This window comes from Clostridium aquiflavi, assembly GCF_031344075.1.
In the GTDB taxonomy this organism is placed as follows: Bacteria; Bacillota; Clostridia; order Clostridiales; family Clostridiaceae; genus Clostridium; species Clostridium aquiflavi.
The window spans coordinates 65091-78224 of record NZ_JAVJAN010000005.1; the positions used below are offsets into that span (position 1 = coordinate 65091).

Consider the following 13134-nt stretch of genomic DNA (forward strand, 5'->3'; position numbering starts at 1 on the left):
TATATAATTAAAATTAGTCATTTAATACGTTATCATAGTATGTTTTACATGTCAATTAAGGCACATGAAATAAAATAATAGATCAAAGAGACGAGCATACTGGTTTATTATTTTTTTGAATGTGTCTAAATATAAAATTAAGAATTATTCTCAATATTTTTATTGATAAAAATATTATTTAGAGGTATAGTTAAATTGTTAAATGACCAAAAATATAAATATAGTCATTAAAAAGGAGGACAAACATGGAAGAAACAAAATATTCTGGGATTCTTTCATTTGTACAAAAGTATAATGGAAAAATGGCACTTTCAATTGTATTATCTATTTTTAGTGTAATATTTGGAATAATCCCATATTTTATTGTGACAAAAATACTTACAGTAATAATATTAAAAACTGGTACGGTTTCTAATATCATTTATTTATCAATAATAGGGGGAGTTGGATTTTGTTTAAAAATTATATTATTTAACTTATCAACTGCTATATCACATAAATTAGCATACAACACAATCAATGCTGTTAGATATGAGATTGTTGATAAATTAGCTTTTATGTCTATGGGAGAATTAAAAAAGAAAAAAGTTGGTGAGTACAAGCAACTTATTATTGATGATATGGAGCAACTTGAATATCCATTAGCCCATGCAATTCCAGAAATAAGCTCAAATTTATTAGGGTTTATTGCTATAATCACTTATCTATTTATTGTAGATTGGCGTTTAGCTTTAGCAAGTTTAGTACCAATAATTATTAGTTTTATAATCTATGCTATTATGATGAAAGGTGGTGCCATGGAAATATTTAAGGAATTTAATCAGGGAAAAGCTCTTTTAAATTCAAGTACAGTTGAATACATTAATGGTATGGAAGTTATAAAAGCATTTAATCAAACTTTATCTTCTATAGAAAAATTCAGCAATTCTGTAATACATTTTAGAGATGTAATGACAAAATGGTTTTCTCATTGTTGGCCTTATTTAAGTGCATATAATATAATAATGCCAGCTAGTATTGCTTTTGTCTTACCTATAGGAGCTACTCTTCTAAGATATAATAAGATTGAACTTTCAACTTTTATAATAGGTATGATTTTATCATTAGGAATTGCTCCGCCAATCATGAAATTAATTGAGTTTACAGATAATATTCCAACAATTATTTTTACTGACAGTAAATTAAAAGAAATACTTTCTACAAAAGAGTTACAACAAAATTTAGAAAATATAGACTTTAAAGATGAGAGTATTGAATTTAATCATGTGAATTTTGGATATGAAGAAGAAGTAGTATTACATGATATTTCTTTTAAAATAAAACCAAAGACAATGACAGCTTTTGTTGGTCCATCTGGAGCTGGAAAATCAACTATTGCAAAATTGATTGCAAGATTTTGGGATGTGAATGAAGGCAACATTATGGTTGGGGGAGAGAATATAAAAAATATTCCACTTAAACAATTAATGGATAAAATAAGCTTTGTTTCTCAAGAAAATTTCTTATTTGATATGACCATAAGAGAAAATATAAGAATTGGTAATAAAATTGCAACAGATGATGAAATAGAATCTGCTGCTAAAAATGCTGGATGCTTAGATTTTATATCAAAATTACCTAAAGGATTTGAAACTAAAGTTGGTGATGCTGGTGAATTACTTTCAGGTGGAGAACGTCAAAGAATTGCAATTGCAAGAGCGATGATAAAAGATGCTCCAATTGTAATTTTAGATGAAGCAACAGCATTTACAGATCCAGAGAATGAAGAAATAATCCAAAAATCTATAAATAATTTAACAAAAAACAAAACCCTTATTGTAATCGCTCATAGATTATCAACAATAGTAAATGCAAATAAAATTATTTTATTTGATAAAGGAAGAATTGTAAGTGAAGGCAATCATAATGAATTGTTAAAAACTTCTGTTCTTTATAGGGATATGTGGGAAGCTCATATAGGTTCAAAATCTTGGAGTGTAAAGGAGGGCAAACAATGTTTACAACATTAAAACAAATTATAAAGTTATCTGGGAATATGTCTTCAAATATTAAGAAAAGTTTTATCTATAGCTTTATTGATGGGATATTTGAATCATTTCCATTGATTGCAATATTCTACTTTTTTAAAGGAATTAATATAAAGAATTCTATAGAACCAATGATTGAAATAAATGTGATAATAAAATGTACTATTATTTTATTAGTTGGAATTGTTGGTAGGATAATTTGTAAATTTACAACTTATAGATTACAAGGACATACAGGATATCAAATGATTGCAAAAGAACGTCTAGATATGGGAGAAAAATTAAAAAGAGTTCCTATGGGATTCTTTAATCAAAACAATCTAGGAGAATTAACTAATACTGTCACATCAGATATGCAATTTGTTGAAAAGCAGGCTCCATTTATCTTAGATAAAATGGTTAATTCAATAATTAATGTATTTGTTACATGTATAGCCATGATAATATTTGATTGGAAAATAGGATTTGTATTTTTAACAGGATTATTTTTAGCAATCTTGATCTTAAACCTAATGCAAAAGAAGGCTCTAGAGCTTACAAAAACTCAAAAAGAAGCACAAGTAAAAGTCGTATCTTCTGTTCTTGAATATATACAAGGCATTTCAATATTTAAATTATTTAACCTTTCCAATAATAGTAATAGCAGAATAAAATCATCTTTTGATGAATATAGCAGGGCTAATTGCAATCTAGAATTAAAATTTATTCCATTAAATACTTTATTTTCTTTATCACTAAAAATAGCCTGTGGAATAATTCTATTTTTATCACCTTATTTAGTTTTAAATGGAAAATTATCTATTATTAAAATGATTGTTATTTTAGTGGCTATTTTTAGTATTTATACACCAGTTGAAGCATTAGGTAGTATTACAGGATTAACTAGAATGTTAGAGATTTCTTTAAATAAAATAGAAAATATAAAAAAATTTCCTCTTATTGATGAAAATACAAAAGACATAAATTTAAGTTCTTTTAACATAGATTTCAAAAATGTAAGCTTTGGGTACAACGATAATGAAACAGTAATAAATAATGTATCTTTTCATATTCCAGAAAAAAGCATGACAGCTATTGTTGGACATTCAGGTTGCGGAAAAACTACTATAACAAGACTAATTGCAAGATTTTGGGATGTAGAAAAAGGTAGTATTAAAATTGGTAGAGTTAATATAAAGAATATGACTTGTGATTCTATATTAAAACATATCACTATAGTTTTTCAAAACGTATATTTATTTAATGATACTATTGCTAATAATATAAGGCTTGGAAAATATAATGCCTCAATGCAAGAAATAGAAGAAGCTGCTAAAAAGGCAAGGTGCTATGAATTTATAAAAAATTTGCCTGATGGATTTGATACTATTATTGGAGAAGGTGGTTCATCTCTTTCTGGTGGAGAAAAACAAAGAATATCAATTGCGCGTGCTATATTAAAGGATGCGTCTATTGTTTTATTAGATGAAGCAACATCTAGCATTGATCCTGAAAATGAATTTTATATACAACAAGCTATTAGTGAATTAGTCAGAAACAAAACTCTTATTGTTATAGCTCATAGATTATCTACAATTAAAGAAGCAAATCAAATTTTAGTCATGGAAAATGGACAGATTGTGCAAAAAGGAATACATGATGAGTTAATTAAAGAAAAAGGGGTATATAAAAAGTTTTGGGAAGTAAGAGAGAAAGCAGGTAATTGGAAGTTAAATTAAAATTCATTAAATTCATATTTCTAATAGATAGTAAAATAAATAACTAGATTGAAGAGTATATAGAACTATTAAAGATGGAAGTTGGTTGAAAACTAAGGAAATAATGTATAAAATTAATATGGAATCTAAAGTGCTAATATTAAGCATTATAAGTCAGATTTTTAATGAAGTAAGTAAAGAGTAGTTTACAAATAAGATAATATTACTTAAGTAGAGTAAGAGGTATAGTAGATATGAGAAAAAATGAGAAGAAAACAACAGGTGGAATAATTGTTGCTGCTGGAAAATCATCAAAAAGAATTAGTTCTGATCCACTATTAAAAATTGGTTCTATTACTATAATAAAAAGGATTGTTTTAACTCTTCAGGGGGCTTCTATTTCACCAATTGTGATAATCACCGGATATAAAGCTGAGGAAATTGAACGTGATTTAGCTAATTATGGTGTTATATTTTTGAAAAACAATCAGTATGAAAATTCAAGGAAATTTGATTCTGCAAAGATAGGATTAGATTTTTTACAGAATAAATGTGATCAGGTAATATTTACTCCAGTAAGTATTCCAATGTTTACAACAGAGACCCTTCAAACTATGATAGAATGTGGTAAAGGATTGGTTTCACCATCGTATCATGGGAAATCTGGACATCCACTTTTGATATCTTCTGAATTGATTCCTAGAATTCTAAAATATGATGGAAATATAGGAATGCGAGGAGCTATTAAAAATATTGGGGTTACAAGAGAATGGATAGATGTAGAAGATGAAGGTATTATCTATGATACAGATTATATTGATCAATTAGACCAACTTTTAATAAAACATAATCAACGTATACTACATCCTTTTGTTAAAATTAGTATAGAAAAAGAATCCTCATTCTTTGATTCAAGAGCAAAATTACTCTTAATCTTGATTAATGATAAGAATTCTGTACGAGGTGCATGTAGGCACATGGCATTGTCTTATAGTAAAGCATGGAATATGCTAAACCAGTTGGAAGAAGAACTAGGTTATGCAGTGGTTGAAAGAAAACATGGTGGCAGTAAAGGTGGAAAAACTTGTTTAACAAAAGAAGGTTTAGAATTTTTAAAAAAATATCAGCAGTTTGAAGAGAATGTTCGCCAGTATGCAAAGGACGAATTTGAACGACTATTTTAAAATCTTATATAAACGAGTTCTTTTCACAAAGAATTTGAAGGAAAATATCCTCCGTTTTATAATAATTGTAAGATAATTTGCTAAATTATTCTAAATAGGAGGGTATTTATGTTTAAATTAAATATTAATGGTAAAGATGTATTTTCTCAAATAGACAAGCCATTACTATCTTTTTTAAGAGATGATTTGAGAATCACTTCTGCAAAAGATGGTTGTAGTGAAGGTGCATGTGGGACATGTACTGTATTAGTTGATGGAAAAGCAGTAAAAGCTTGTATACAAAAAGTATCAAAATTTGAAGGAAAAAAGATCTTAACTGTAGAAGGATTAAGTCCTAGAGAAAAAGAAGTTTATGAGCATTGTTTTGCAGAAGCAGGCGCAGTTCAATGTGGTTTCTGTATTCCAGGAATGGTGATTTGTGCAAAAGCTCTATTAGATGTTAATCTTAATCCAACAAGATTAGATGTGAAGAAAGCAATTAATGGTAATATTTGTCGTTGTACAGGCTATAAGAAAATTGAAGAAGCGATTTTAATGGCAGCAGAATATTTTAGAAATAATATTCAAATTGCACCTAACCCAACTGAATTAAAGATGGCACAAAGATTTAAACGTGTTGATGCAACTGAAAAAGTAAATGGAACAGGAATTTTTGTAGATGATATTGAATTGCCTGGAATGATTTATGCAAGAGCAGTTCATTCTAAATATCCAAGGGCTATTATAAATAAAATTGATATAAGTAAAGCTGAAGCTCATCCAGATTGTGTGAAAATTTTATTAGCAAAGGATGTTCCAAACAAACGTATTGGACATATAAAGCAAGATTGGGATGTACTGATTGCTGAAGGTGAAACAACTAGATATATAGGAGATGCACTAGCATTAGTAGCAACTTATCATAAAGACAAACTTGAAGAAGTTTGCGCACTTATTGAAGTCGATTACACAGAACTGGAACCTGTTACTTCTCCAACAGATGCTTTAAGGTCAGATGCACCTTTAATTCATTCTGATGGAAATATTATGAGTCGAGCTATGCTTCAACGTGGTAATGCAGCTGAGGCAATTAAAAATTCTAAATATGTTGTAACAAGAAAGTATCAGACACCATGTCAGGAGCATGGGTTTATGGAGCCAGAATGTGCAATTGCTATGCCTGAAGGAGAAGATGGTCTTTTGTTATATACTAGTTCACAATCTGTTTATGATGAACAACGTGAAATTTCAACTATGCTTCAAATTCCAATGGAAAAAGTACATTCTCATGCTCAACTTGTTGGAGGAGGCTTTGGTGGTAAAGAAGATATGAGTGTTCAACACCACGCAGCATTAATGGCATGGTATACTAAAAAACCAGTAAAAGTAAAATTCTCAAGACAAGAAAGCTTAAATTATCATACTAAACGTCATCCAATGGGAATAGAAATGACAACTGCTTGTGATGAAAATGGTTATTTAACTGCCATGAAAGCTGTTATTATTGCTGATACAGGTGCATATGCATCTCTTGGTGGACCAGTATTAGAAAGAGCATGTACTCATGCAGGCGGACCATACAATTATCAAAATATGGATATACTTGGAATGTCAGTTTATACTAACAATGTTGTTAGCGGAGCATTCAGAGGTTTTGGAGCAGCACAAAGTTGTTTTGCTACTGAAAGTAATATTAACCTTTTAGCAGAAATGGTAGGTATTTCACCATGGGAAATCCGTTATCGTAATGCAATTCGTCCAGGTCAAGTATTACCAAATGGTCAGATAGCTGATGAAAGCGTTGCAATTGCAGAATGCTTGGAAGCTGTTAAGGATGTATATGAATCAAATCCATATGCAGGTATTGCTATAGGATGGAAAAACAGTGGAACTGGTGTAGGACATAAGGATATTGGTCGTTGTATTTTATCTATAGAAAATGGTAAAGTTCATATTAGAACTTCTGCAGCTTGTATGGGACAAGGAATTGCACAAATGTGTACTACTGTGTTGTGTGAAACAACGGGATTAGATCCTGCTCTTACTATACATGAAAGACCAGATACTGTTCGTACACCTAATTCAGGAACTAGTACTGCTTCAAGACAAACTGTAGTAACAGGTGAAGCTGTAAGAAGAGTATCTGAAAAATTAAAAGCAGAACTAGATAAGGGATTAACATTAGAAGATTTAGAAGGTAGAGAATTTTTTGGAGAGTATTCTGCAAAGACAGACCCAATGGGAGCTATAAAAGATAATCCCATTAGTCATGTAAGTTATAGTTATGGAGCTCAGGTTGTGGTTCTTAATGAAGAAGGAAAAGTTGTAAAAGCAGTTGCAGGATTTGATGTTGGAACAGCAGTTAATATTCAGTCTGTTGAAGGACAAATTGAAGGTGGTATGGTTATGGGATTAGGCTATGCTTTGACAGAAGAATTTAAAGTTGAAGGAGGATATCCTAAGACAAAACTAGGTACATTAGGACTTATAAGAGCAAAGGATGCTCCTGAACTTGAAGTTATTCTGGTACAAGCTAAAGGGAAAATTCCTGAAACTTATGGGGCAAAAGGTTGTGGAGAATTATGTTTAATTCCAACAGCGCCTGCTTGTGCACATGCTTATTATAGATTAGATGGTAAATTCCGTACTCATTTCCCATTAAGAGATACATTTTATAAAAAGTAAAAAATATATATGTTGCAATAACAATTATTCAATAAATCCAAGAACTGTGTATCCTTTTTTTGCACATTTAAATTTGCAATATATAATCATTGTAATACTATATTTATTAATGAAAGTGAGATAGTTGAATGAATATAAATGGAGTAATACTAGCTGCGGGTTTATCTAGTCGAATGAAAGCGTTTAAACCACTCTTGAAATTGAAAGGAAAAACTATTATTGAAAATAGTATTGATAGTATGTTTAATGCTGGTGTAAATAAAGTGGTTGTGGTATTAGGACATAGAGCTAAAGAGATTGAATCTTTACTTCATAATAAATATGATTCTTCACGATTACTATTTATACACAATGAAAAATATGCAGAAACTGACATGCTAACATCTGTTAAAATTGGAATATCAGCATTAGATAATTGTGATGCATTTTATCTTCTTCCAGGGGATATGCCAGCCATTAATATCAAAACTTTTCTTGCAGTAAAAGAAACCATGTGCAGAACACATGCTCTGGTTTCCTTCCCAACTATTGATGGATATAAAAAACATCCTCCTTTGATTTCATCAAAATGTATAGATTATATACTTAAGTTTAATGCACAAGGTGGTCTTAGAGAAATATGGAAAAAATTTAAAAATCAGATAGCAACAGTTCCTGTTAAAGACATTGGATGCACATTAGATGCAGATACAGCTGAAGACTATAATAGATTGGTAAACTATATGGAGGGTTGTTAATCTTTCATCATTAAAATTCTCAACAATACTTTTAATGTAAGTATTGTTGGGAATTTTTAATTTATGAGATAAGTAGATTCCTCTGTCCATGAGCTTTATACTACAATATCAACATTCAGTTAAAATATAGTGTTGTTTTAATAAGAATAATAATGGTAAATCATATTAATATAAAAATTTGTATATAATAAATGAAGAAAAATATAAAAAGACCGATAAAAACATATTATAATTAATTTATAATATTAAATATTAGGAGGAAATTTTCAATGAAAATTTATGATATTTTATTTGGTTCAAGGCCAAAACCTATTTCAACAATAATAGAAGAGGGAAATTTGGATGAACTTAAAGCTTTTATAAAGAATGTAGGTAATGTTAATGCAAAATGTGATGATAAGAGCCTACTTAATTTTGCCATAGATAATTGTGAAAATAATTATTTCGAAGTAATAGAATTTTTAATTAATAATGGTGCAGATATCAACAGTCATCAAAGTTACTTTAAAGAAACACCTTTGCATAGAATATGTGCAAGAACAACACCTAAAATTGAAATTGTTAAATTATTATTAGATAGAGGAGCTGAAGTTAATGCTGAAAATATAGCAGGTAAAACTCCAATTTTTTGCTGTAGCTTTAGTTATTCTATAGAACTTTTGAACCTTCTTGTTAAATATGGAGCAGACATCAAACATACTGATAAATATAAAAATACTCTTTTACATAATGATTATTTAAATTGTAATACTGAAACTTTCGAAGATTTTCTAAAAATTCTTATCTCCCTTGGCTTGAATATAAATTCAAAAAATAATGCAGGACATACTCCATTATATCTGTGCCAAAATGATTCTATTAAAGATATATTAATAAAATATGGAGGAAAGATAAGACTTTAATTTATAAAATATAAAAAAATATTTAATCACATGCCACATGAATAATAGTTAAATATATGTTTATAATAATTAAGATTATAAATATATATTTATAGGGATGATGATTATGAAAATTTTAGAAAAATTATATTCATACATATTTAAAAAAATGCTGAAAACTGTAAATCCTGTAAAGAAGAGAATAATGAAAGCTGAGTGTATAGTTCATAAATTTATAAATACTCAGTCTTTAATAGTATTAAAAAATGATGGACATATGAAAGCTTATAAACTTATGAAATCATATATAAGTGATATTAATGCTGGAGTAGTTTGGGCTGATCAGGATTTAAAAAGCAGTAATCATTTTTATAATCCACATAGGAACAAGGGATTATACGGTAGTAGTGATGCAAAAAGAGAATGTATATCTTACTATACTAGATCATTAAATGAATATTCTCATGGCAACATTAAAGATTCAATGTTCTATTTAGGTGCTGCTTGTCATTTGATTCAAGACTTGACAGTCCCTCAGCATGCTAATGTTCACTTATTAAATAATCATAAAAGTTATGAGAATTGGGTAATTAGAACCCATACACATCATGATGAGTTTAAAATAGAAGAAGGGGGAATATATTTTAATTCCTTAAAACAGTATATTGATTTTAATAGCAAAGAAGCCATAAATATATACAGAAAGAATATCCATGTGCAAAATAGGCAAGTTAGGTTTCATATAATTACTTCAAAGGTTTTAACAATGGCTCAAGCTACTACTGCTGGTTTGATGTTTAAGTTCCATAAAGATATACAAGAAATCAAACAATGTAATAGAAAATTATTATAACTCTTACGTTTAATAAGAATGGTAATTTTGCACAATATCAATAATGGAGTAATATCAGAAATGGGCTGTATCAAATTTATTTTGATACAGCCCATTTCATTTGAAAAATAGATTTGTTGTCACTTTTATTACTGTTATAAGTAGATTTTTTCTACTTACAAAGTATATATGCAATATTTTATTTTACTTTATTGTTGCCTTTATCTTTGTTATTGTTATTTTTATTTTTGTCAGTATTACTCTTATCGTTCTTGTTCTTGTTGTATTGAGAATTACCCATTAACATCACCACCTTACTTTATTTTTTATTATTCACGGAAGAAGTTTACGTTATTCATCTTTATAAATAAATTTTAAAAAGTAGATACACTCTTTTTAGATAAGCAAGTTAGACGTCATATTTAACTTCACTAAACAATTTCACCATTTTCGGATCACTATGAGAGAAAAAACAACTTTCTTTTGTATCCAGCATTGCAATTTTCTCCATATCATTGCTGCTTAATTCAAAATCGAAGATATTGAAATTCTCAATAATTCGTTCTTTATGAACAGATTTAGGAATAGCAACTACACCACGTTGTATTAGCCAACGAAGAACAATTTGCGCTACTGATTTGTTGTATTTTTCAGCAAGTGTTACTAGAACATCATTCTTAAATATATTGTTGTGTCCTTCTGCAAATGGAGCCCAAGATTCGATTTGCACTCCGTTTTCTTTCATTAGCATGGCACTTTCAACCTGCTGACAGAAAGGGTTTGTTTCCACTTGATTAACAGCTGGAATAATCCTATTATGAATAATTAAATCGACCAAACGATCTGGCTGAAAGTTACTTACACCGATGGCACGAATCTTACCTTCTTGATATAGTTCTTCCATAGCACGCCATGAACCATATATATCTCCAAATGGCTGATGTATAAGATATAAATCAATATAGTCTAGCTGCAGGCGTTTTAGGGATTGTGAAAATGCTTTTTTTGTATTATTATAACCGGCATCTTGAATCCAGAGTTTCGTAGTGATAAAAAGTTCTTTACGAGGGATGTGACTACGCTTGATGGCGCGACCTACAGCTTTCTCATTCATATAAACTGATGCAGTATCAATGGAACGATAGCCAGTCATAAGTGCATCATAGACAGCTTGCTCACATTGAGCAGTATCTTCAATTTGATAAACACCAAATCCCAGGATAGGCATTTCAACGCCGTTATTCAAAGTTACGTTTTGCATGGTAAAGCCTCCTTATTTAATCTATCACTATATATGTATATTAGAATAAGTTTAAGTCATTCAGCTAATTTTTTGTATACTGTGGTGTGTAAATATTGAATTAACATTAAATAATATGTACAATTAAATATAAGATAACCTATCATGTAAGGAGATATGTAATGAGTGGAATACTAAATAAGTATGGAGAATCAATTAACTTAACATATAATTATGCTTATAGAATGTTAACACATCTAAAGAATATTAGAGATAATTTTAATGCTATTGAAAATCCAGATGATATAACAAAAGAAGTGTATAGGGATTCAATAATAAAAAAATATGAAATGTTAAAAGATTTAACTTGGAATTTATTCTTCAGACATTTTGTTTAGTGATTCTTTGAATTTAGAAGTAAAAGAACAAATTGATAAATATGGAATAGAAATATATAGTAGATAAAAATATAATTATAATGTAGTTGGAATTTTATGGACCCCAGGGGTGTAAAATATTAAAGACCTTAAAAAAATATATTTTATTAATGGGGATTTTAATATTTAGGTGGAGGGGTTTATGGATAAAAGAAAATTCATGTCATTGTTAAAGAGAGAAGAAGGAATAAAATTAGATTATAAATTGAAACTTGATCTTGTGAGCGATAGTGGAAAGAAGGAAATGTCAAAAGATATATGTGCAATTGCCAATACTGGATATGGACGTGGATATATCATAGTTGGAATACAGGATAAAACAAAGAAGATAATGGGCGTTGGAAAAGAAGATTTGTTCACAGAAGAACAGATTCAGCAGATTATAACTTCAAGGTGTGAGCCTCCTATACCTTTGAAAGTTGATTTCATTTATATAGACAATAAAAAAATTGGAATAATAACAATTTATGATGGTGGACAAAAGCCTTATCAGATTAGAGAAAATGGAGCTTTTTATATAAGAAGAGGTTCAACAACTGATGTTATGAGGAAACAAGAAATTATAACGCTTTTAGAGCAAAACTTGAGTTTGACAATTGAAACGTGCCCTCTTATTAATAGCAAAATAGATATGCTTAATATGGAGCTTGTAAAAAAATATTTTAATCATAAAGGAATTGAAATGAATGATGAAAATAAAGAGTTTTTGCTTCTTTCATCTGGGATAGCGGCACAAGAAAGGGATGGAAGTGAGCTTATATGCACATATGGAGGACTTCTTGTTTTTTCAGATGATAATTATCTTTGTATTCCTAATAATATGATAAAAATTGTGGACAACTTAAACAATGATTATGGTGATGTTTATATTATTCAAGGGAATCTTTTGACTATGATAGATAAGGCAGAAAAGAAACTATCAGAAATAATTAAATGTGATTATCCATGTTCAGCTATAACAGAAGCAATAAAAAATGCTGTTCTTTACAGAGAATATTTTGATTTAAATAGAATCATTGAAGTTACCATAGAAAAAAATAATGTTATTGTTTCAAGCCCTGGAGAACTTATAGATGAAAATAGTAAAAGTGAAAGAATACATTATAATAAAAGAAATATATGGCTTTATGAAAAACTCACAACTTTAGATGACGAAAAGAGATTTTTAAATAATGGGCAAGGGTTTAAACGAATAACAAATGCCTTTAAAAATAGAGGGAAAGTTAAGTTTATAAATTCAAGAATTGAGCATAGTTTTAAAGTAATCCTTCCTGGATGTTAACATTATCTAAAATTGGATATAATTACAGGATTATAATGAGTAAATATGAAAGAGTCTATGTAATATGGGCTCTTATTTTTTTGAAGTTAAGCATAATCTATATTTTCAAGTCTTAAATAATAAGTATTTACATAGAATATGGTAAAATAGATA

The 13134-nt window shown here is 29.0% G+C and carries 10 protein-coding genes; 9 read left to right on the forward strand and 1 reads right to left on the reverse strand.

Going from position 1 to position 13134, the window contains the following annotated elements; genetic code table 11:
• Positions 1 to 245: 245 nt before the first annotated feature.
• The 7 genes from RGC78_RS02735 to RGC78_RS02765 all read left to right on the forward strand — a co-directional run bounded on the left by RGC78_RS02735 (position 246) and on the right by RGC78_RS02765 (position 10043).
• A complete protein-coding gene (locus tag RGC78_RS02735) occupies positions 246 to 2009 on the forward strand; it encodes an ABC transporter ATP-binding protein (protein WP_252223888.1) in 1764 nt (587 codons plus the stop codon).
• Positions 1994 to 3745 (forward strand): ABC transporter ATP-binding protein, encoded by a 1752-nt coding sequence (locus RGC78_RS02740; RefSeq protein WP_252223889.1) that lies wholly within the window; start codon positions 1994 to 1996, stop codon positions 3743 to 3745. The genes RGC78_RS02735 and RGC78_RS02740 overlap by 16 nt, the downstream gene beginning before the upstream one ends.
• Before the next feature lie 233 nt (positions 3746 to 3978).
• Complete coding sequence (locus tag RGC78_RS02745; protein ID WP_252215549.1) at positions 3979 to 4908, forward strand: NTP transferase domain-containing protein; 930 nt, start codon at positions 3979 to 3981, stop codon at positions 4906 to 4908.
• A gap of 108 nt (positions 4909 to 5016) precedes the next feature.
• A complete protein-coding gene (gene xdh, locus RGC78_RS02750; protein WP_309555984.1) occupies positions 5017 to 7572 on the forward strand; it encodes a selenium-dependent xanthine dehydrogenase in 2556 nt (851 codons plus the stop codon).
• 128 nt (positions 7573 to 7700) lie between these two features.
• The gene (locus RGC78_RS02755; RefSeq protein WP_309555985.1) at positions 7701 to 8309 is read left to right on the forward strand and encodes a nucleotidyltransferase family protein; all 609 of its coding nucleotides are present in this window, start codon (positions 7701 to 7703) and stop codon (positions 8307 to 8309) included.
• Between the two features lie 269 nt (positions 8310 to 8578).
• A complete protein-coding gene (locus tag RGC78_RS02760; RefSeq protein WP_252223893.1) occupies positions 8579 to 9211 on the forward strand; it encodes an ankyrin repeat domain-containing protein in 633 nt (210 codons plus the stop codon).
• Positions 9212 to 9317: 106 nt separating this feature from the next.
• On the forward strand, positions 9318 to 10043 hold the full coding sequence (locus RGC78_RS02765) for a zinc dependent phospholipase C family protein (RefSeq protein WP_309555986.1): 726 nt from the start codon (positions 9318 to 9320) through the stop codon (positions 10041 to 10043).
• Positions 10044 to 10431: 388 nt separating this feature from the next.
• On the opposite strand, the gene RGC78_RS02770 is transcribed toward RGC78_RS02765, so the two are convergent.
• Complete coding sequence (locus RGC78_RS02770; protein ID WP_252215564.1) at positions 10432 to 11283, reverse strand: aldo/keto reductase; 852 nt, start codon at positions 11281 to 11283, stop codon at positions 10432 to 10434.
• Between the two features lie 161 nt (positions 11284 to 11444).
• On the opposite strand from RGC78_RS02770, the gene RGC78_RS02775 reads away from it, so the two are divergent.
• Both RGC78_RS02775 and RGC78_RS02780 read left to right on the forward strand, forming a co-directional pair.
• Positions 11445 to 11660: a hypothetical protein gene (locus RGC78_RS02775; RefSeq protein ID WP_434062227.1), complete on the forward strand. Its 216-nt coding sequence runs from the start codon at positions 11445 to 11447 to the stop codon at positions 11658 to 11660.
• A 181-nt stretch (positions 11661 to 11841) separates the two neighbouring features.
• Positions 11842 to 12981 carry an AlbA family DNA-binding domain-containing protein gene (locus RGC78_RS02780; RefSeq protein ID WP_309555987.1) on the forward strand — a complete coding sequence of 380 codons (1140 nt, stop codon included), beginning with the start codon at positions 11842 to 11844 and terminating at the stop codon, positions 12979 to 12981.
• Positions 12982 to 13134: the final 153 nt, after the last annotated feature.

What these genes read in the sequence shown, in the direction of transcription:
- RGC78_RS02735 (WP_252223888.1), top strand. Translation starts at nt 246, where the DNA reads ATGGAAGAAACAAAATATTCTGGGATTCTTTCATTTGTACAAAAGTAT.
- RGC78_RS02740 (WP_252223889.1), top strand. Translation starts at nt 1,994, where the DNA reads ATGTTTACAACATTAAAACAAATTATAAAGTTATCTGGGAATATGTCT.
- RGC78_RS02745 (WP_252215549.1), top strand. Translation starts at nt 3,979, where the DNA reads ATGAGAAAAAATGAGAAGAAAACAACAGGTGGAATAATTGTTGCTGCT.
- xdh (WP_309555984.1), top strand. Translation starts at nt 5,017, where the DNA reads ATGTTTAAATTAAATATTAATGGTAAAGATGTATTTTCTCAAATAGAC.
- RGC78_RS02755 (WP_309555985.1), top strand. Translation starts at nt 7,701, where the DNA reads ATGAATATAAATGGAGTAATACTAGCTGCGGGTTTATCTAGTCGAATG.
- RGC78_RS02760 (WP_252223893.1), top strand. Translation starts at nt 8,579, where the DNA reads ATGAAAATTTATGATATTTTATTTGGTTCAAGGCCAAAACCTATTTCA.
- RGC78_RS02765 (WP_309555986.1), top strand. Translation starts at nt 9,318, where the DNA reads ATGAAAATTTTAGAAAAATTATATTCATACATATTTAAAAAAATGCTG.
- RGC78_RS02770 (WP_252215564.1), bottom strand. Translation starts at nt 11,283, where the DNA reads ATGCAAAACGTAACTTTGAATAACGGCGTTGAAATGCCTATCCTGGGA.
- RGC78_RS02775 (WP_434062227.1), top strand. Translation starts at nt 11,445, where the DNA reads ATGAGTGGAATACTAAATAAGTATGGAGAATCAATTAACTTAACATAT.
- RGC78_RS02780 (WP_309555987.1), top strand. Translation starts at nt 11,842, where the DNA reads ATGGATAAAAGAAAATTCATGTCATTGTTAAAGAGAGAAGAAGGAATA.